This is a genomic window from Bacteroidales bacterium (assembly GCA_013314715.1).
In the GTDB taxonomy this organism is placed as follows: domain Bacteria; phylum Bacteroidota; class Bacteroidia; order Bacteroidales; family GWA2-32-17; genus Ch61.
The window spans coordinates 1-22,358 of record JABUFC010000019.1; the positions used below are offsets into that span (position 1 = coordinate 1).

The window sequence follows — 22,358 nt, forward strand, 5'->3', positions numbered from 1 at the left end:
ATTTTAAAGTATTACCACAGTTAAGCCCATCGGTTGGAATTATTCAAAGACAATTATATTTAAATTATAGAAACTGTTTGAAAAATAATAATCTTCCAAAATTATCAGAAACCGGTTTTAGAGTTTTTTCACAATTTGAAGAAGATGGCAAATTATTATACATTTTTTCTTTAATAGGAATGACACACAAAACTTTTGTAGAATTTGGTTCTGATGATGGGGTTAATAGTAATTCGGCAAATCTATATTTTCATTTTGGGTGGACAGGTTTATTTATCGATGCTAATAAATCTAATATAAAAAGAGGCGAGCGTTTTTTTTCTAAATATCCTCACCCTTGGTGTGATAAACCTAAATTTATATGTTCTTTTATTACTCGAGATAATATTAATGATTTGATAAAAAAAGCTGGATTTGAAGGAGAAATAGGCTTTTTATCGATTGATATTGATGGCAACGATTATTGGATATGGGATGCATTAACCGTTGTTAATCCACAAGTTGTTATGATTGAAACGAATAATGTATTTGGATATAACAATATTGTAGTTCCTTACAATCCTGAATATTTTTTCCCTGGAAAGCATCCAATTTATCATGGTGCTTCGCCTCAAGCTATGGTCAATTTAGCTAAAAAGAAGGGATATCGTTTGGTAGGTGCTAATGAGTTGGGTTTTAATTTAATATTTGTAAGAAATGGTATTTTAGAGAATGAAATTCCTGAAGTAACAATTTCTGAGATTCTTATGCATCCTTCTTGTATTAGAGATTTTGAAAAATTTAATGAAATAAAGGATTTTGATTTTATTCAAGGATAAATGAAATAGCCATGAGAACCAATTCACACAAACCAAAAATGAAATTATTACTGATAATTAAGCCTTGCTCTTTATTCGTAAGGCGTATTCTATCTGACCATATAAAAAATAATTACAGATGAATATAGCAACTCCTACATATTGGACTGATTATGAACTTATCGATAGTGGTAATTTTAAAAAATTAGAGCGTTTTGGTAATTTTATAACTATCAGGCCAGAGCCACAAGCTGTTTGGGATCCATACGATAGCATTGAAATTTGGAAAAAAATGGCTCATGTAGAATTTGTTCCGACATCGGCTAATTCGGGACAATGGAAAAAATATAAATCCATGCCTGATCAATGGAAAATTCAATATCCCATTCATGGAATAAAAGATTCTTCCATCATACTACGATTGGCATTGACTTCGTTTAAACATGTAGGTGTTTTTCCTGAACAAGCTTATAATTGGGAGTTTATATATGATCAATGCAAAAATAGTATAGACGAACCAACTGTATTAAATCTTTTTGCCTACACCGGTGCAGCAAGTTTGGTAGCTGCTAAAGCCAAAGCAAAAGTGGTACATGTCGATAGTGTTAAGCAAATTGTAAATTGGGCTTCGACCAATGCTCAACTCAACGATTTGTCTACTATTCGATGGATTATTGACGACGCAACTAAATTTGTAAAAAGAGAAATTCGTAGAGGGAAAAAATATCAAGGCATAATTCTCGATCCACCTGCTTTTGGGCATGGTCCCAATGGCGAAGATTGGAAACTTGAACGCGATATAAATCAAATGCTGAAATTGGTTGCAGAATTAGCCGATAGTAAAAATTTCTTTTTGGTGCTAAATGTATATTCACTTGGATTATCGGTGTTAGTTTTAGAAAATTTGATACAATCGAATTTTAATACTTCAAAATACGATTCGGGTGAATTATATTTGCAAGATAAATATGGTAAAAAATTGCCTTTGGGTGTGTTTGTTCAATTAAAAAAATAAATTTTATGGTACTACGTTATGGTCTTATTATTTTATTGTTTTTTAGCTTTTATATTTTAAAAAGCCAAAATAAAACGAAAACAGCTTTAATTGCTTTTTATAATATAGAAAATTTTTATGATACGATAGATGATCCAAAAACGAAAGATAATGAATTTTTGCCCAATGCTGAAAATCATTGGAATACCGAGAAATATAATATAAAGTTAGATCATATTTCAAAAGTAATAAAAGAGATTGGTGAAGACAATGGATTTAAATGCCCTACTGTTATGGGATTGTGTGAAATCGAAAACAAACAAGTTATTCAAGATTTAATCCATTCGCCTAATCTTAAAAATTTTAATTATGGTTTTGAGCATTATGATTGCCGATACGAACGTGGTGTCGATGTGGCATTGATATACCAAAAAGATCGTTTTATTGTAGTTAATTCGAAAGCATATCCTTTGATTATTCCTGAAAAACCCGATTTTAATACACGCGATCAGTTATTGGTTTCTGGTATCTTAGATGGTGAAGCCGTTCATTTTATTGTAAACCATTGGCCATCGCGTAGGGGTGGCGAAAAACGGAGTGCCCCCATGCGTGAAGCTGCTGCTAAACTCTGCCGTCATATTGTTGACTCAATATATAAAACGGATAGTACGGCCAAAATAATTATCATGGGCGACTTAAACGATGACCCTACTAACGCAAGTATTGTTAAGCATTTAGGGGCTCAAAAATCAAAAGAAAGTACAAAAAATTATGGTCTTTATAATCCAATGTATGAGTTGTTTAAGAAAAAAGGTATTGGAAGTTTAGCATATAATGATAAATGGAATTTATTTGACCAATTTATTGTTTCTTACCCATTAATTAGTAAAACGGTAGGTGGATATAAATTTGTTAAAGCAGGTGTTTTTAATAAATCATATTTGATGCAAAAAGAAGGGCAATTTGCTGGCTATCCGTTTAGAACCTATGTTGGAACTACCTTTATGGGTGGTTACTCAGATCATTTTCCATCTTTCATAATTATTAGTAAGTAATGAAGCGATATAACGACATCTCTCTAAAATCTTTTCATACTTTTGGGGTCGATTTAAAAGCACCTTGTTTGATTGAAATAGATAGCATTGACGATATTTATCAACTTAAATATGATGGTGTATTTCAAAAGTCGTTTTATGTTTTAGGCGGAGGCAGCAACGTTTTGTTTTTAAATATTCCGGAAGTCGTTTTAAAAATTAACATTAAAGGAATAGAAATAGCAAAACAAAACGAAGAGAATGTATGGATAACCGTTAAAGCAGGCGAAGAATGGGATGCATTTGTTCAATACTGTGTAGAAAATAATTTTGGAGGAGTAGAAAATTTGTCGCTAATACCTGGAACAGCAGGTGCAGCGCCTGTTCAAAATATTGGTGCATATGGTATGGAAATTAAAGATTCGTTAGAGTCGCTAAAAGCCATAAACCTAAATGATTTTACGGTTAAAGACTTTTCGAATCAAGAATGTCGGTTCGCTTATCGAAATAGCTTTTTTAAAAACAAAGAAAACAGGCACTGGATTATTTTAGAAACGACATACAAGCTTACCAAGTACAATCATCGTTTTGTGTTGAATTATGGAAATATTTCATCTGCTTTAAATAACAGGCAAATTACTCTTCAAGCTATACGCGATATGGTTATTCAGCAAAGGACATCTAAACTACCCGATGTTAAGTTGTTGGGTAACGCGGGGAGTTTTTTTAAAAATCCTTATATCTCTCTTTCTAAGTTTGAGGAATTGAAAGCTATTTTTCCGTCTGTGCCTTCTTTTCAAGCAGATTCAAACAATATTAAAATTCCTGCTGCTTGGCTGATTGAACAATCTGGCTTAAAGGGTTTTAGAATGAACAATGTAGGAATTTATGAAAAACAACCTTTGGTAATTGTGAATTATGGTAATGCCACTACAAAAGAGATTTTAGATTTTTCCGATTTTATCATTAAAACGGTAAAAGAAAAATTTGATATAACATTAGAAAGGGAAGTAAATATTGTATAAATGAAGCATAAAACAAAGAACATTTATCGTTCTCATTATTGGTTTTTGTTGATTATTATTCTTGTTGCTTCGTTTTTGCGTTTTTGGCATTTTTCTGAAATTCCATTTACACACGATGAGTTTAGTGCTTTGTTTAGAACTCAATTTAACTCTTTTAATGAGTTAATAAAAAAAGGTGTTATGCCCGATGGGCATCCTGCTGGAGTTCAAATCTTTTTATATTATTGGGTTAGAATAGTTGGCTTTTCTGAACCGTGGGTTAAATTACCCTTTATTGTAATGGGAGTTTTGTCCTTATTGTTAATATGGAAAATCGGATGCGAATGGTTTTCGGAGCAAGTGGCAATGTTGACTACTGCCTCGCTGGCTTTTATGCAATATTTTATCATGTATAGCCAAATAGCACGTCCTTATATTAGTGGGGTATTTTTTACATTAATAATGGTGTTGTATTGGTATCGTTTTGTTTTTAACTCTGACCAAACAATAAAAAAACTTTACAAAAATGCACTTGGGTACATTTTAGGTGCAACACTTTGTATGTATAATCATTATTTCTCGCTTTTAATGGTTGTATTGATTGGTTTTTTAGGACTTTTTTATGTGTCAAAAAAACATTTTAAGCAGTATATTCTTTCAAATTTCATAATTGCACTTCTTTTTTTACCACATATCCATATATTTATACATCAATTTCAATTACAGGGTTTAGGATGGTTAGGTAAACCTAATCTTTATTTTTTTGCAAATTTCTTTAAGTTTCTTACACATTTTAATATAGTTGTTTTGTTTGTTTTGATTGCAATGTTTTTGGGCGGGCTTATTTATTATATAAAAACAAAGCAAGTTTTTCGAAAAGAGCATGTTATAGCTTTATATTTAGGAATAACATCGGCAGTTATTGGATACGTGTATTCTATATACAGAGCACCGGTTCTTCAAATTTCAGTATTAATATTTTCAACCCCCTTTTTAATTCTTTTCATTTTTAGTTTTTTAGCAAAAGTGAATAAACAATTAATTTATGCTTTTACGATATTTTGGTCTTTTCTCTTGGTTTATTCTTTAATTGAAACACGTGATTATTATAACAATTTCTATAAATCAATATATAGTCAAACTTTTCTAAAATTAAAGCAAGTTGACAACGATTCGACCTTAGTATTATGTTCTTTTAGCCAAGAAATAGGCAATTATTATATAAAAAAGTATAAAATAAAGCATCCGTACAATGTTTTCTATTCTTATCAATTAAGTCAGAAAGATTTATACAGTTTATTGAAAAATAAAAAATACCATTACTTATATATGTCGAGTGTAACCAACGAATCGCCTTATTTATTTGCTCTTTATCATGAGTATTTTACGCATATGATATTACATTATTATTTAGATCAGGGTGAAATTAGGTTACTTTCGAGAGATTCTTCGGTACTTTATACGGGTTATACCTTATTAGATTTTAATTCCTTTAAAGAAAAAAACAACTGGGCATTTGATTCCAATAAACTTATCAATGATAGTTACTATGGAAAGGTATATAAAATAGATTCTACTGCTGAATATAGTGTTCAGTACGAGTTTGTTAATAAAAATGAAATCAATTCATATGCTCAATGGGTTGATATAAGTGCTTGGATATATTTACCATCCGACTTTAATGGCAAAGCACATTTAGTTGCAACTATCGAAAAAGATTCGGTTTTAGTATGGCAAAGTGCTATTATCGATACTTCTATAATTCCTGTTAAAACTTGGGTGCCTATTGCCACAACTTTATATTTCCCCGATTTTGCCTATAAATTGGATTCGTTAAAATTAAAAGTCTATTTCTGGAATCCTGAAAAACAAAATTTTTTGGTTGCAAAAACCTTTTTTGGCATAAGAAAGGGCAATGCAAAGATATATTGGATTTATTATCATTACTTACAATGAATTTACCATTTGAAGAATGATAGTATTTCATTATTTTTACGCAACTTAAATACAAAAAAAAACGTCTTTTTTAAAAAAAATTATATGAGATTATATATTGCATTGATTTTATTCTTTTTATCAACAGCAAAGGTTATTTGGGCTAATAATAATTCAATTCCTCAGGTAAGTAAAGCTACCTTTATTAAGAATGTTGGCCAAATAGCGTCAATGGAAAACAATCAACCTGTTGCCGATGTATTATATTATGTTTCAACTCCTCAGGCTATTTTATACATTCGAAAAACGGGTTTAACTTATTTGTTTCAAAAAAACGACTACCGTCAAAACGACCAAGATGATTATCCGCAAATTGAAAAGACTCATTGGCAAAGAGTAGATGTTGAATATGTAGGAGCTGCATTATCGAAAGTTGAAGAAGAAGACATGGTACCTTGGCAATATAATTTCTTTTATGCCCATTGTCCTGAGGGAATTAAAAATGTAAGTGGTTATAGAAAGCTTACATTTAAAGAGATATATAAGGGAATTGATTTTAAAATCTATTTTAACGAAAAAGGAGAATTAAAATATGATTTTATCGTTTCGCCGCATGCTGATCCTAATCAGATTCAACTTCAATATAAATATTCAAATCCGATAATAGAGAATAATGATGGAAGTATTTTGATAAAGAATGATTTAGGTGAAATAACTGAAAACACACCCTATGCGTACCAACAAAATAATTCAGTTGAAATTAAATGGAAATTGCTGGGTCAAAATAGCTTAACCTTTGATATAGGAAATTATAATAGAAATCAAGCATTGACTATTGATCCTTTCCTTTTGTGGAGCACCTATTTAGGTGGCGGCAATGATGATATTTCTGAAGGTGTTGCTGCCAATGGAAATATGATTGTGGTTGCTGGTCAAACAGGCTCAAGTAATTTTCCAACTATGAATTCCGGTGGAGGTGCATATTTTATGGGCTCTAATTCAGGTAATAATGATTTGTTTATAGCAAAATTCACTGATGGGGGAGTTATGCAATGGGTAACGTATTATGGTGGTACAGGAAGTGATGTTAAAGCGAAGCCTACTATTGTCAATAATCAATATATTTATATTTCTGCTCAATCATGGTCCACGAATATGCCAACTTTCGATCCGGGTAACGGTGCATTTTACAAAGATACTTTAGGCAATCCTTCTTATGCAGATGGATTTATAATTAAATTCGATTTGAATAGTAACCTTTTATGGGCTACATATTTTGGAGGTGTTTATTCTGATGAAACACCTAATATAGCTGTTACAAATAATGCTGTGTTTACTTTTGTGACCGGAAGTTCAAACGATATGCCTTTAGTTGATCCTGGTAGTGGTGCGTGGCAACAATCTATTTCAAACAATAATGAAAATGTTTACATAGCAAAATTTAATATCTCTGATAATAACTTAACTTGGGGAACATATTTTAGTACTGCAAGTGTTGGTATTGGAAATGGATGGAATCAAATAGCTTGCAGTCCCACCCATTTATTTATGGCATTGAATGTAAAAGATTTAGATGCTCCTATTGTAAATCCTTTAAATGGTGCCTATTGTGATAGTTCTTATAATGGAGGGTTAACGGATGCCTTGATTTGTAAATTTTCGGAAAATGGTGTTCTTGAATGGTCAACATATTATGGCGGTGTTGGTACAGAAGATATTCGTGGAATCTGTGTCGCGAATAATAAATTATGGATTGCCGGTTCTACTAATTCAAATAATTTCCCCGTTTTTGATCCTGGCAATGGAGCTTATGTTCAATCGACATACGGAGGTGGGTCTTACGATGGTATAATTGCATCGTTTGATTTAAATGGGCAGCTTTTATGGAGTACTTATTATGGAGGTAATCAGCGTGATGATATTAGAGATATTAAAGGGGATAATTATGGAGTTTTTGTTACGGGTAGGGTTGTTAATAGCGGTTTACCACTATATAATAATGGAACATCCGGATTTTTTGAAAGTAATGCTAAAAGTATTTTTATAGGTAAATTTAAACAAAATGGTAAGCGACAGTGGATGACTTATTTTTCGGGAACTGCAGGTGAGGGTAGAAAACTTGCAGTTACTAATGATGCCGTTTATCTTACTGGTTATATCAATGGTACTTTATTAACCAATGATTTAGGAAATGGTGCATATTTTCAACCCGGATTTGCAGGTGGAACTTGGGATGCATTTATTGCAAAATTTGATAGATGTGTTATTCCCAATGTAAATATTACTGTTTCTCAATCGGCTATTTGTAATTTCGACTCAACATGGTTATACGGACATGGCGATGATGTTTTAGCATATAATTGGAGTACACTGGCCACAACAGATTCTATTCATGTGTCCCCTAATGTTACAACTACTTATACAGTAACTATTACCGATGATATGGCTTGCAGTAATTCAGCTGATACGACTATAATTGTATATCCGCTACCTAACGTAACTATTACGGCAGAACATCCTATTTGCATAGGCGATAGTATTACATTGTATGCCAATGGTGCTCAAACATATATTTGGACGCCCATAAATGTTACCGCAGATTCAATTAGCGTGGCACCACTTAATACAACTACTTATTATGTTTTAGGAACCGATACCAACAATTGTAAAAATATCGATTCTGCACAGGTGATCGTTAATCCTTTGCCTAATGTATTTATTACAGGCGAACATCCTATATGTTTTAGAGATAGTATTACACTTTATGGGAATGGAGCTCAAACATATTTGTGGTCACCTAATGCTTTGGCTGGCGATAGCATAGAAGTTTCGCCTTCTAATACGACTACGTTTTATATTTTAGGAACCGATTCTAATGGCTGTAAAAATATTGATAGTGCTGAGGTTGTGGTTTATCCTTTACCCAATGTTCAAATTGTAGGCGAACATCCCATTTGTTTTGGCGATAGTATTAAATTGTATGCTCAAGGTGCGAATACTTATATTTGGACACCGGGAAATTATACAATAGATAGTATTCAAGTAGCTCCATTTACTACAACTTATTATTATCTACTTGGAACAGATACTAATCAGTGTAAAAATATAGATAGTGCCGAAGTGGTAGTATATTCGTTGCCCAATGTTCAAATTGTAGGCGAACATCCCATTTGTTTTGGCGATAGTATTACTTTGTCTGCTACTGGTGCTTTGACTTATGTTTGGTATCCTGATACATTACAGGGACCGAGTCAAATATTTTCACCTGATACAACTTCATTCTACATTTTAGAGGGAACAGATTTTCATCAGTGTAAAAATACCGATACGGCTACTGTTGTTGTATATGCTTTGCCCAATGTTCAGATTCTTGGTGCACATCCTATTTGCTACGGCGATTTTATCGATCTTACTGCTGTCAATGCAGAACATTATGTTTGGAATACTTTGGATACAACAGCCTCTATTCATGTTAATCCTTCTCAAACATTCGATTTTATCGTAGTTGGTACCGATACTAATGGCTGTGTTAATAGCGACACCAGTCAGGTTATTGTTAATCCTTTGCCACCGGTAAGAATATTTGGCGTGCATCCAATTTGCCATTATGATAGCATTAGCATATCGGCATTTGGAGCAAACACTTATACATGGGTACCGTGGGGTTATCATGATACAACTATAACCGTTTCACCCGATTCTACTACCAATATTACGTTGATTGGCATTGATGGTAATGGTTGTGTCAATAGCGATTCAGCTACACTGGTTGTATATCCATTGCCCAATGTAAGTGTTACGGGAGTTCATCCTATATGTATGGGCGATAGTATTACATTAACTGCACATGGGGCATACTCCTATCAGTGGATCCCTGTAAATATGAATGGAGAGCAAATTACCATTTCGCCAACTCAAACCGATAATTATACCGTACTTGGTACCGATACCAATCAATGCAAAAATACAGCAGATTTTTCTATAACTGTTTACGAACTACCGGTTGCTAATATTACAGGTATAAATCGAATTTGCCAACAAGAAATGGTAACACTTACCGCATCGGGAGGCGATTCATATATTTGGAATACCGCAGAAACGTCCACAAGTATTGATGTTATGCCAATGCAAACAACAACCTATTCTGTTATTGCAATAAAAAACATTTGTTCGGATACCGCATATTTTACCTTAAATGTAGATCCTAAACCAACCTTAACGTTAACACACGATACAACCATAATTATTGGTATGTCGCTTCCTTTGCAAGTAAGTGGAGCCCATACATACATTTGGACCCCCGTTACTTATTTGTCTTGTACTTCGTGCAATAATCCGAATACGCGTCCTTCAGAAACAATAGAGTATTGTGTAGAGGGAATTAATACTTTTGGATGTTCTGACACTGCTTGTGTTGTTGTAACGGTAGATAAAGAATGTGGCGAAACCTTTGTGCCATCAGCTTTTAGTCCTAATGGAGATGGGAATAACGATATATTGTATGTAAGAGGTAAATGTATAAAATCGATGAATTTTACCATTTTTAATCGATGGGGCGAAAAAGTCTTCGAAAGTTATGATCCTGATAATGGTTGGGATGGTACATTTAGAGGTAAGGAACTCGATACCGGAGTATTTGTTTATGTCTTAAAAGCCGAATATTACAATGGTGTTATAATAAATCAAAAAGGTAACATAACTTTAGTACGATAATTTATGCATATGATTAAAAAAATATCCATTTTAATATGGGGAAGCTTGTTAACAATAGGAGCTAATGCTCAAGATGTAATGCTTTCTCAACCGTTAGAATCTCCCATAGTTTTAAATCCAGCTAATACAGGAGCTCAATACGATTTAAGAACAAATTTAAATTATAGGCAACAGTGGCGAAGCGTTACCGATCCTTTTACTACGGTTATGGCATCGGGTGATGCCAAAATTGCATCACGTGGAAAATCTTCATCGTCTTTTGGTGTTGGCTTATTTATAATGAACGACAGGGCAGGTGGAGCTCATTTAAATACTTTTTTGGGGGGGCTTAATATTGCCGCTAAGGTTCCTTTAACAGGTAGTCAGAATATTTCGGCAGGTATTGGTACTGCATTTATGCAACGTCATATCGATTACAGTGCTCTTACTTGGGATAAACAATATGATGGGTTGGTATATAATCCTAGTCTTTCTAATGGTGAACAATTATCGAATGAACGAACCAATAATATTGATTTATCGGCTGGATTACAATGGAGCTATGGTAAAGGAGCTACAACGTTATCTTCGAATGATAATATTGGAGCGCAAGTAGGAATTGCGGTTTATCATATTAATAAGCCAAATTTGAGTTTCGATTACAATGATAAGTCTTATATGCGATTTGTTTTACATTCAACCATTTCATATGGAGTAAAAAATTCTAATATGCAAATATCGCCTTCTTTTATAGCTGCATTTCAAGGACCATCGAAAATGTTTTATACGGGTGCTCTAGTAAAATATAAACTTCAGGAGTCATCTAAATATACCGATTATGTTTTAGCTCGTATGATAAATGTAGGTACATATTATCGTTTTGGCGACGCAATTGTAGTGATGACTCAACTGGAATGGGGGCAATTTGCTTTTGGAATTAGTTATGATATCAATGTTTCGTCGCTAACTCGAGTTAGTACAGGACGTGGTGGTTTTGAATTGTCTGCACGATATATTCCCTTCCGTTCAGGTGTTTCAAGCCGTTTATTATAAAAAACCTTGGTTTTATAACCAAGGCTTTTTTGGGAATGCTTATTTAAATGCTGTTTCTGGTAAACCGTCTCCCGAAAGCTTTAATCGATCAAAATAAGTGGGAACAGGTTTGCCATTAATCTTATCTACATACATTTTTGCTAAATATTGACTGAGCATAAAACCATGACCACGTAAGCCAATAAACAATCCTAATTCGGGGTCGATAATATAGCGAGGTTCTACATAATAACCCGACCAAACAGCTTGGAAGCCTACTGACGATAATTGAGGTATCCAATTAACAAAGATTTCAGAAACAATTTCAATAAAATCTTTTGAATTGATTTTTAAATTTTTATCTGTTTCTAAATAATCATTAGCTGGCGATGCACATCCAATAATTTGTCCTGTTTCGGCAAGTTGCTGACCATACACAGCCGAAAATCCTTTGTATTTGCGTCTATCAATTAACATGTCGAGCGATTGACCATCTTTTCCCATCATTGGAAGGCGTCTAGTAATAAAAGCCTGATGTTTTACAGGATATAAGCCGGTTTCAATATCAAGCTTACGAGCAAACTCTGCTCCCTTAGGACCCAAAGCATTAACAAAATGATCGCAGGTTACTTCGTAATAACTTCCATCATGATGCTTAACCAACACTTTGTACTGACCATTCTTTTCTATATCAATCAATTGGCTATCTTCCCAAATTTCGCCACCCTTTTCGTTTCCAATAGCTCTTAACGTGTCGATAACAATGCCGGGAGTAGCTTGCCAACAATTGTGAGTAATGAGAGCAGCGTTATACGTTTTTAGGTTAGGATTAAAATTAGGTGAAATTTCTTTAACAAAATCTTTGGGTTCAATTAAATAAGCATCGCTCCATTCGATTGATTTTTCCAGTGCTTTGTAAGTAGCATCGTCGTGTGCAAACGTAACATATCGTGTTTGTTTAAAGTTGATATTTCTGAGCTTTTGTAATTCTTTAAATATTTCCAGATTGTGTGTAGCTATATCAGATATTTCGGGCACTGTAAAAGCTGGACGTCCACCGGCTATATTGCGCCATGAAGCACCACGGTCATAATTAATCAAAATAGGTTTATAGCCGGCTTCGGCAAAATAGCGATACAAAGCACTTCCTGCTATTCCACCACCAGCAATTAAAACCGATGTTTTTACTTGTTTTATCTTGTCTTTTTGGTGATGGATTATAATTTTTTCTTTTATTGATTTGGGATATAATTCACCCATGGTTAGTTGATTAGATAATGGACCACGTGGAGTAGCATCGCCAATTACTTGTATGTTTTTATCAGCGATGGCTTGTTTAAGTCGTTTAATACAACGTTTCCCTCGGCAAGCACCCATACCAAGGCGAGTTGTGTGTTTTATTTCGTCAATGGATATATATTTTCGGTCGCCAATTTCATTTAAAATTTCATCCATAGTAACATCGTCGCAATGGCAAACATAAGTTTTACTTTCAATGGGGCCTTCGTATTTTTTTAACTGAACGGATTCTGGGTATTTTTCTTTTAAAATAAAACCGCGAACTTCGGTCAAAGCTTCGCCTTTTAAGGTTATTGATTTTACGCGAGCAACATTAGTTTTATTAGGTTTTAATAATATTTTTTCAATAATTCCTTCGCCTAATTTTTGCCCTTGATTGTTTACTAAATAAACCTCTTTACCTTCTTCTGCAAAATATTCGATAGGTAAGAACAAACAATCTTTTTTAAGATTGTAACCAAAAATGGCTAATCCGGGGCATTGGTAAACACAATCCATACAACCTACGCACTTGTTGAAATCGATTTGAGGTACTGTGCTGGTTGATGATTTGGTGATAGCTCCATGAGGGCAGGCAAATGAACACGGATTGCAAGCAAAGCCATAAAGACAATCGATGAGTACAAAGGGTTTTTCTAATCGATCTTGTTTAGGATAATAAGGTTTTTCGATAACTCGAACCGGATGTTGTTGTGAGTCGATATATTCTTTTGATATTTCAAGATAATCGTTATAGTTATATCGTTTTCCTAATGCTTCTAAAACTTCAAAAGCAGCTTGTTTACCGCGTAAAACGGCACTTGTGCCTTCACCAATTCTTATAGCATCGCCTACGCCATAGCACAAACGTCCAAATACTTCATTGCCTTTTATAAGCAATTGGTCGTCAGGAACTAAGCCTGTACATATATTGATAGCATCTATTCCGTCAATTACTTTTTCAGTTCCGGGAATGGGTTTAAAGTTCTTGCATTCGGCTATGACAGCACCGGTAATTCCTGTATAATCTTTATTTGGGATCGCCTTAAGTAAAATATGTGAGGTTAATATTGGAATCCCTAAACGACGAACACGATTAGCCTGAACAGGGAAACCACCTTCTTTATCTTGAGCCTCGATAATGGCTTTTACATTGGCACCGGCTTGCATTAATTGGTATGATGTAAGATAACCAATATTACCGGCACCTACCGTTAATATATTTTTACCTAGCAGTGTAAACTCATTATTCATCATTTTTTGAACAACGGCAGCTGTGTAAACGCCTGGTACATCATCGTTTTCAAACGTTGGCATAAATGGAACGGCTCCTGTTGCTACAATAAGAGCATCGGCATCAATGTAATATATTTCTTCTGTTTCGATGTTTTTTATAGCCAAACGTTTGCCTTCTAAAATATCCCAAACAGTCGAATTCAAAAAAATGCCTGAATGATCATCACCAGCTAAGGTTTTGGCAATGTCAAATCCACGCATACCACCAAATTTCTTTTCTTTCTCAAAAAAGAAAAACTGGTGCGTTTGCATTAAAAACTGACCTCCAATTTTGGCATTATTATCCACTACAATATTGTCTATCCCATGCATATTAAGGGTTTCGCGAGCAGCTAAACCGGCAGGACCTGCTCCAATAATAGCAACTTGGGTTTTATATACTTTTATAGGTTCATTTGTTTTTATTGGCACTTCGTTGGGCGAATAATTCTTCGGTATTTCACGAACTTCCTTAACTCCGTCAACTTTGGTGATGCAAATTCTACGAATAACACCGTCAACCAACATTTCGCATGCTCCGCATTTGCCTATACCACATTCTAAGCTTCTGTTACGATTATCGAGACTATGACTATGAACAGGATAACCTGCTTGATGTAATGCTGCAGCTATGGTAAAGCCTTTTTGAGCTTTTATTTCTTCCCCTTCGTATATAAATGTAATAATGTCCGTTTTGGGAACTTCTAAAATGGGGTGTTTTTCTACTTTTATCATAAGTATTGAATTTTAACATGCAAAGTTTTACCTTTATTTGTCAAATTGCAATGACCTTTGTCATTCAAATATTGTGATAATTGATATTATTTTTTTTCGGCTTGGGTTTTTACAAATTGCCATACATCCCATTGTTCGTCTCCCCAATGATGATAGATATGTATCATTGCAGGTTGAATAATTTTATTGCCCTTTAATAATAAGGATTTGCTCTTGTCCACTGTAATTTCGGGTTTATAAAAATCGGCAATAAAATTAAATTTTTCGGGGAGCAGAGGATGATTTTGTAAGTTATATTGAAAAACGGTTGCTATTAAAGTCCCTTGATCGCGAACCCTCCAAAATGAATTTTTAAAGAGAGTTAATGTATTTTGATGCCATTGTTCCATAAAGGCATGCGATTGATGGTCAAAAACAAAAACACCACCATTCCAGTGTTGCCAATCAATTGGTACATCTACGTTGAAGGTTTCTTTTAATGCTTGTTGTATATGGTTGCATCGATTGGGCGTAACGGCAAGCTTGCCATTCTTAGTCCATTGTCGTTTTATGAAATTAAATGTATAACCGGTTTTTTCTTTGATAGTTTTTCTATAAAGCAATAGAATTGGATAATAAAAATAATTTGATACTTCTAATTGTTTTTTACGAGCATTAATTGTTATATCATCTGATATCTTTGTTTTTCCAATTATATAACTGATGATAAATTTAAGGTAAAAATGGAATAACTCCCATAAGTTTGTGTTTATTTTATTTTGCAAAGCAATAAGCTTTCTGATTTCTTTTTTGCTATAATCAGGTGGATAATGAGGATTTTTAATAATTGCTGCTATAGATTGTTGAAATAAAGAATCGGTTTTTTCAAATTTTGCTTTACAACTGCAATGAACGGCATAAGGGCTAAAGTACGATAGTGTGCTGTGATCTTTAGCAAAAGTTATTGGTGACTGATAATATTTAAATATGTTGTTGCATTCAGCATTTAAAGCAATTACATCGCTATCGAGGTAGCAATATGTCTTATTGTTTGGTAATATTTTATGTAACGATGTTTTGAGCCAAATGCTTGCCTGATGATGATCGTAAGAGGATGGCGTTTCAATATCTATAACATTATCATGATGTATAGGAATTTCGTTACGTGTGGAATCGGTAACTACATAAATAGGATATTGACTATGTTTTTTTAATTGCTCAAGTGAAAAATGTAAGGTGTCGATATGTACTTTTGCTCCACAAACAACAAACACAAAAGCAGCATGATCAGACGTTAACATTGTAAATTATTTACGGTCGAAACAATATTTCAAGCCAATAACATGCGAATATAAAGCAGCAGATGCATTGCCAATATCGGTAAAGGCATAGTCGAAGCCGAAATTTTTATAAAAAACGCCTACTCCTATCGAAGGTTGCAGGTTATATGATTTATTCCCGGCAAAATCGCTTATTTGTTGAATATTATAAACACCGGCTCTCAAAAAAATCATTTTCATATAAGAAAGCTCAATCCCAAGATGTGGGTCAATGCTTGCAAAAGAAGATTTAACCAGCGTATTTCTCTTTTTATCGAAAGTAAAATCGGCATCTAATTCGGCTAATAGGCTATATTTTTCTTTAAAAGTAAAAGTTTTAGATGCACCTAATAATAAACGTGGGATGGTTATTTCTAAACCATTGGTAGGGATTTCGTTGCCCGTTTTAATAAATGCATCTTCAAATGTTTCGGTATTGTACCTCCAAGCATTGAACGTAGAGGTAGCATCTCTAAGCACAGCGCCAAACCTCCAATTGTTGAGCGAATAATTTGCCGATAAATCGAAACCAAACCCCCAAGCAGAAGCAAAATCACCAACGATTCTTCGTATTATTTTAACATTGCCACCTACATTAAGCGAAGGTATTTGTTTCAACTTTCGAGCATAAGAAAGTAGGGCTGCATAATCGGCAATAGAAAAAGAAGAGAGTTTGCTGTAATCGAAATTGCCATTGGCATCAACTAAATCGAGCGTATTAGGGATATCGTCCACGCCAAAGCGGATAATGCTTATGCCAAAAGCCGAAGAATCGGAATTTCGAATAGCAAACGAACCATAATCGTATTTTGCTAATCCACCGAAATACGAAGCATGCATAACGCCAATATTTGCATTTTGCTGAAGCTCAACCAACGACGAAGGATTCCAATATCCGGCATGGACATCCGAAACCGAAGCAACCACAGCATTGCCCATCGATAAAGCTTTGCCTCCAATGCCCAATTGTAAAAATTCGTTGCTATATTTTTGGGCATACAAAAACGAACAACTAACGAAAACACTTATAATTAGTAGCGAAAATCGAGCAATCATAAAAAAAACTTGTTCAAAGTTAATTATTTTACTTCATTTAATAAAACGTATCAACTAATAACATAAATTTGCCAAAAATATTGTAATAGAATGAAATTATTCATCAGCATTAAAAATAGCATTCCAAATTTTCTCACTTTGATGAATTTATTCTCGGGATGCCTCTCTATTGTTGCAACCGTCGAAGGCTATCCTGTTTGGGCAGGAATATTTATTTTTATTGCTTCAGGTTTCGATTTTTTCGATGGTTTTGCAGCTCGATTGCTCAAGGCAACTTCGTCTATTGGCAAAGAACTCGATTCTCTTGCCGATTTAATCAGCTTTGGCTTAGCACCATCGTTTATAGTCTTTGGATTTTTAAAATCGGTTTTACTTATTAATCATATCGAACATGATGACTTTACCTTGACCAACATGCTAATTTTAGCAAGCCCTTTTTTGATTGCTTTATTTTCAGCGCTTCGTCTTGCTAAGTTTAACATTGACGAAAGGCAGACGACTGAATTTATCGGCATGCCCACACCTGCCAATGCTATTTTTTTTGCATGGCTTCCTATACTTTTAAGCAGCTACGATTTAACTTCATTTTTTATTATTCTTAATATAAAGTCGTTGATAATTGTTACCATTCTACATTCGTTGCTTTTGGTTTCGCCTTTTCCACTTTTTTCTTTAAAAATAAAATCGCTTAAATGGAAAGGGAATCAAATTCGCTATATCTTTATGGGCTTAGTTGTGCTTTTGGTAATTTTTCTTAAATTGTACAGTGTCCCTTTTATAATTTGGCTTTATATTTTAACCGGAATAATCCGATATTTTTTTAGTCCCAAGAGTTATTCGTAACCGTAATTCAACAAATTCAATTACAACGTTGAATTTGTGTTATCGTTTATTTGTTTTCTTTGGCTCTAAGCAAATCGAGAACAGCATTGATAAATGTTAACGGGTGTGGAGGGCAACCGGGTACTAATAAATCAGGTTTAAGCTCATTAATAATTTCGCGGCGGAGTGCCGGACTTTGCTTAAAAAGCCCACCAGACAATGCACACGCTCCAACTAAAACGACGATTTTAGGTTCGGGTATTGCTTCGTAGGTCAAACGAACAGAGGCAAGGCTATTTTCGGCAATGGGTCCCGTTATTACTAAGCCATCGGCGTGGCGTGGGGAAGCCACAAACTCAATACCATAACGTCCCATATCAAAATTCACGTTTCCGGCTGCGTTAAGTTCTAATTCGCAACCATTGCAACTACCTGCTGATACTAATCGCAGTTTTAATGAGCGACCCAAAATGCGTATAATTTCACTGCGTACTATGGATGGCTCAATGGAGATTGAATTAGAATAACCTTCTTTTATTTGCAAACGCTCATATATGTTTGTACCCATTTTATATTCATTCGAAAACTGTATTTTGTGCTCAGGACAAATTTCTTGACATTCTAAACAAAAAATGCATGAATCGAGCGATAGCGTAAGTGGCGATTTTCTGATTGCCTTAGTAGGACATGCTTGTACACATAATTGACAATCTTGTTTACATGGGTTTGTTGAAATAACGGGTAAACCACTAAAATTTTCTGGTAATTTTACCTTAGTGGGATCGGGTATATACCGATTTCCGTGATGAATAAATGCTTTTAAACCATCAAACATAGGCTTTAATTTTATAGGTCGAAACCACAATACGACAAATCGAAACTTTTATTGCAAATTGGAAAATCGCTGATATCATTATTGCGAACAGCCAATGCTAACGCAAACCAATTATGCAACGAAGGGTCTTTTACTTTATAGTGCGACAACTTACCTTGAGCATCGGTTATAGCAACATGACATAATTCGCCTCTCCACCCCTCAATAAGCGATACCGAAAGCGTGTTAGGCATAAGTTGATAGTTTGCATCGGTTGTTTTCTGACTTGATTGATGCAATTGGAGCAATTCTTTGATATGCTGAAGTGAGGCTACAATTTCAAAATGCCTTAGTTTAGCCCTTGCCATTACATCACCATTTTTTAATACTATCGGAACAATGCTTTTTGTTTTAAAATACCCTATGGGATGCGATTTACGAACATCACGCTCTATTCCACAGGTACGTGCAGCCATACCTACAAACATCATGTCGCGAGCTTGCTGAGGGGTAACCACTCCCACATTTTCAAAACGTGCTAATACACTTGGTATATCGAACATTAATTGAGCCATTTCGTGGAAACGCGATTCGTATTCGGCTAAATTTTTAGCAATTTTTTCTTTAAGCTCAGGTGTGAGTGGATATTTGTTTTTCATTGGAAATATGAGTTTGCGGGCAAAGCGATTGCCACACCAAGCCAAAAAAGTATTGATAATTATGGTTCGTAAATCTTGAAAAACAACTGTTCCAAATTGATATGCAACGTCGGTACATAGGGCGCTTAAATCGCCGGTATGAATGGCAATGCGTTCCAATTCAAGGGCAATGGCTCGTTCAATCTCAGCCGATTCGGGCATGACTTTCCCATTAAGCGATTCGATGAGGTAAGCATAGGCTAAGGTGTTCCCGACAAGCGTATCACCGGCGATGCTTTCAGCCAATTTAGTTTGATATACCACATCTTGGTTTTGAACCATTAAAGATTCTACTCCACGATGTTGATAACCAAGTTGTATTTCGAGATGCAATACTTTTTCGCCGTTGCATATAAAACGAAAGTGTCCGGGCTCAATAATACCAGCATGAATAGGACCTACGCCTACTTCGTGTAGTTCATAGCTATCAATGCTATAAAATGGGTATTTGTTAATAGTTATATCGCTATTCTTTCGATTGAATGGAAAACGTAAGGGCTTATTCCAATTGGAATCTATAAAATGTAAATCGAATACTTCAGCTATTTCACGCTCGTATGCATGCATGCCAGGATATAGATGGGTTAGCGATTTTAACTTTGCTCCTTTAGCTACTTTGCAACTAAAAACATAAATGCTATGTTCAACATCGTTGGCAATCATAGCCCACAGACGCATGCCGTTCCCTTCGTTCATAGCAAAGTAGTTAACACAATGATTGCTATCATCATTTAGCAAGTTAAATGTTGAAAAAAATTCGTCGTAATTGAGCACCGGAACTTTTTCAACCGGTATAGCTTCACTGTTTTTTATACTAGTATAGTTCATAAAATAGTCATTTAGGGTAAAACAGCTTGTTGAATCAACAAAATTAAAAAGTCGGGTGGTTGAATACTTAAATAAAAAGTAAACAACAAAAGCACAAGTTGTGGAATACTTTCGTACCAAGGGCTAGGTTGTATGGTTGATAATTGTTGTTGTCCCAAATTTTTAAACAATATGCGGAAAAGTTGTTTGGTGAAAATCCAAATAATAATGGTAAGTAAAAGAACAATAACTATCACTAACCAAAGTAATCCTTGTTCTATCATCGTTTTAAACAACATAAGTTCTGTAAAAAACATACCCGAAGGCGGAATTCCCAATATCAAAATAAATGCGAGCAAAAATACCATGCCTCCAAGTGGATTGAGCTTAAAGTAACGACCCACTCCCATTAACTTCTTTGTTTTGTACATTTGAATTAATTGCGATAATTGGAAAAACAAACTCGATTTTGTAAAAGAGTGATAAATCAGGTGCAATATAACGGCAAACCATGCTAAACCACCGGTTGCTATACCTAATGCAACTAAGCCCATGTGTTCAATACTTGAATAAGCAACCAATCGTTTATAATTTTTTACACGAATCATATATATTGCTGCATACAAAATAGATAAGGCTCCGATGATATACAAAACATGACTAGCCCAAGCATGCATGGGAGTATAAGTAGTAATTTTAAAAAAGCGAAAAATGGCTACAAATCCAACATTTGCTAATGAAGTCGAAAATAATGCCGAAATGGGACTTGGAGCAATTGAGTTTGCATCAACACAAACCGTATGCAATGGAAATACTTCCATTTTTATACTAAACCCAATTACGATAAGCAAAAATGCACTTTGAAAAAGTATAGCATTGTTTATTAAAAGTGAATGATTAATAGAACTAAAAAACAAATCTACACCTCCTGAACCTTTGAGCGATAAATCGAGCAAAATAATACCAATAAACGAAAACGAAAGTCCAATAGTCGAAACAAAAACATACTTCCACGTAGCCTCTAACGACTCAATGGTTCGTTCATGGTAAATTAAGACCGCAATAGCCAATGTAGTAGCTTCTGTCAGAATCCAAAGCAAACCTGCATTGTTTGACAGAAAAACACCCGTCATACAGCCAAAGAAAAGCATTAATGCCAATAAGTAGATACTTCGAATAAGCGGCTTTTCGTTGCGATGTTGAAAATAAATAAACGAATTGACCATTGTAAAAATTGCCGTTATTGAAAGTACACTAATAAAAATAACCGATAAAGCATCGTTTTTAAAATACGAAGTCCAGTTGGTATTGAGTTTTGTAAATAAATAACCACTAAAAGATAGTTGCCACAATACAAATAATGCTGCTACCGGGATTTGTCCTTTTCTGTTACGAATTAGAAAAGCTAAAAGTGCCCAAAATACCACACCTGAAAAATAAATTATCAATTCCATAGTTAATCGCTTAATGAAGTTAGTTTGGTTATATCCATATCTTCGAACATTTTGCCGATTTTATTAATGAATAAACCAAAAATCAATACAGAAATTAAGATGTCGAGCAATATACCAGCATTTACGGCAAATGGCATTTCTTTCCCTACAGAAAACGAAAGCAATACAATTCCATTTTCTAACACCACATATCCCACCAAATGCATCAAAATTTCCTTTCTCGATATAATTAAGAATAAACCAGTTAAAATTCCAGAAAATGCTGCCGCAATGTAAGCTGGTTTTAAAAAGGTATTTTGAATGTAATAGGCAAAGATAAGATTACCAATAATTATTACCGAAATAATAATTAGCGAATTAAATCCAGAAATGTAAGGATTTACTTGTCGTTTAATATTATTTCTGTTCACTACTTTTTTTAGATAATTAGGCATAAACCACGCTTTAAATATCAACGTTTCGAGTAAAACAATAAGTAAATTAACAATATTAATTTCGTTTAACTCTATAATAGCAACTCCAAACAATAGCAATCCCTGTAATATCAATAGATTAAGGACAGTAAACAAACGTCCGGAAATGGCAATATAAAACAGTGAAACGAAAAACAATAAAATAAAAAGCATTCCCATA

At 34.3% G+C, this 22,358-nt stretch carries 15 protein-coding genes; 8 read left to right on the forward strand and 7 right to left on the reverse strand.

Translation table 11 applies throughout. The annotated features are described in order from the left end of the window. The 7 genes from HPY79_05895 to HPY79_05925 form a co-directional block, all read left to right on the forward strand. Nucleotides 1-818, forward strand: an 818-nt coding sequence (locus HPY79_05895) for a hypothetical protein (GenBank protein NSW45326.1), incomplete at its 5' end; no start/stop codon positions are given. Between the two features lie 118 nt (nt 819-936). Next, nucleotides 937-1,812: a class I SAM-dependent methyltransferase gene (locus HPY79_05900; protein NSW45327.1), complete on the forward strand. Its 876-nt coding sequence runs from the start codon at nt 937-939 to the stop codon at nt 1,810-1,812. A gap of 5 nt (nt 1,813-1,817) precedes the next feature. After that, nucleotides 1,818-2,846 (forward strand): endonuclease/exonuclease/phosphatase family protein, encoded by a 1,029-nt coding sequence (locus HPY79_05905; GenBank protein ID NSW45328.1) that lies wholly within the window; start codon nt 1,818-1,820, stop codon nt 2,844-2,846. Then, nucleotides 2,846-3,850 carry a UDP-N-acetylmuramate dehydrogenase gene (murB, locus tag HPY79_05910; GenBank protein NSW45329.1) on the forward strand — a complete coding sequence of 335 codons (1,005 nt, stop codon included), beginning with the start codon at nt 2,846-2,848 and terminating at the stop codon, nt 3,848-3,850. The genes HPY79_05905 and murB overlap by 1 nt, the downstream gene beginning before the upstream one ends. Then, a complete protein-coding gene (locus HPY79_05915) occupies nt 3,851-5,785 on the forward strand; it encodes a glycosyltransferase family 39 protein (GenBank protein NSW45330.1) in 1,935 nt (644 codons plus the stop codon). An 84-nt stretch (nt 5,786-5,869) separates the two neighbouring features. Next, nucleotides 5,870-10,477, forward strand: a complete 4,608-nt coding sequence (locus HPY79_05920) for a gliding motility-associated C-terminal domain-containing protein (GenBank protein NSW45331.1) — start codon at nt 5,870-5,872, stop codon at nt 10,475-10,477. Nucleotides 10,478-10,486: 9 nt separating this feature from the next. Next, on the forward strand, nt 10,487-11,509 hold the full coding sequence (locus HPY79_05925) for a PorP/SprF family type IX secretion system membrane protein (GenBank protein NSW45332.1): 1,023 nt from the start codon (nt 10,487-10,489) through the stop codon (nt 11,507-11,509). A 39-nt stretch (nt 11,510-11,548) separates the two neighbouring features. Here the strand turns inward: HPY79_05925 and HPY79_05930 are convergent, their stop codons facing one another. The 3 genes from HPY79_05930 to HPY79_05940 form a co-directional block, all read right to left on the reverse strand. Next, complete coding sequence (locus tag HPY79_05930; GenBank protein NSW45333.1) at nt 11,549-14,776, reverse strand: FAD-dependent oxidoreductase; 3,228 nt, start codon at nt 14,774-14,776, stop codon at nt 11,549-11,551. Between the two features lie 86 nt (nt 14,777-14,862). After that, nucleotides 14,863-16,056, reverse strand: coding sequence for a hypothetical protein (locus HPY79_05935; GenBank protein NSW45334.1), 1,194 nt, complete (start codon nt 16,054-16,056; stop codon nt 14,863-14,865). A 6-nt stretch (nt 16,057-16,062) separates the two neighbouring features. After that, nucleotides 16,063-17,130, reverse strand: a complete 1,068-nt coding sequence (locus HPY79_05940) for a PorV/PorQ family protein (protein NSW45335.1) — start codon at nt 17,128-17,130, stop codon at nt 16,063-16,065. 90 nt (nt 17,131-17,220) lie between these two features. Between HPY79_05940 and HPY79_05945 the strand changes: the two genes are divergently transcribed. Continuing rightward, a complete protein-coding gene (locus HPY79_05945) occupies nt 17,221-17,973 on the forward strand; it encodes a CDP-alcohol phosphatidyltransferase family protein (GenBank protein NSW45336.1) in 753 nt (250 codons plus the stop codon). 46 nt (nt 17,974-18,019) lie between these two features. Here HPY79_05945 and HPY79_05950 read toward each other — a convergent pair whose 3' ends face one another. The 4 genes from HPY79_05950 to HPY79_05965 are packed head-to-tail and all read right to left on the reverse strand — an operon-like array spanning nt 18,020 to nt 22,357. After that, the gene (locus HPY79_05950) at nt 18,020-18,787 is read right to left on the reverse strand and encodes an NADH:ubiquinone oxidoreductase (protein ID NSW45337.1); all 768 of its coding nucleotides are present in this window, start codon (nt 18,785-18,787) and stop codon (nt 18,020-18,022) included. Nucleotides 18,788-18,798: 11 nt separating this feature from the next. After that, a complete protein-coding gene (locus tag HPY79_05955; GenBank protein ID NSW45338.1) occupies nt 18,799-20,292 on the reverse strand; it encodes an NADH-quinone oxidoreductase subunit C in 1,494 nt (497 codons plus the stop codon). Between the two features lie 11 nt (nt 20,293-20,303). Then, nucleotides 20,304-21,725, reverse strand: a complete 1,422-nt coding sequence (locus HPY79_05960; protein NSW45339.1) for a hypothetical protein — start codon at nt 21,723-21,725, stop codon at nt 20,304-20,306. Between the two features lie 2 nt (nt 21,726-21,727). Next, nucleotides 21,728-22,357, reverse strand: coding sequence for a hypothetical protein (locus HPY79_05965; GenBank protein ID NSW45340.1), 630 nt, complete (start codon nt 22,355-22,357; stop codon nt 21,728-21,730). Between the last annotated feature and the right edge of the window lies 1 nt (nt 22,358).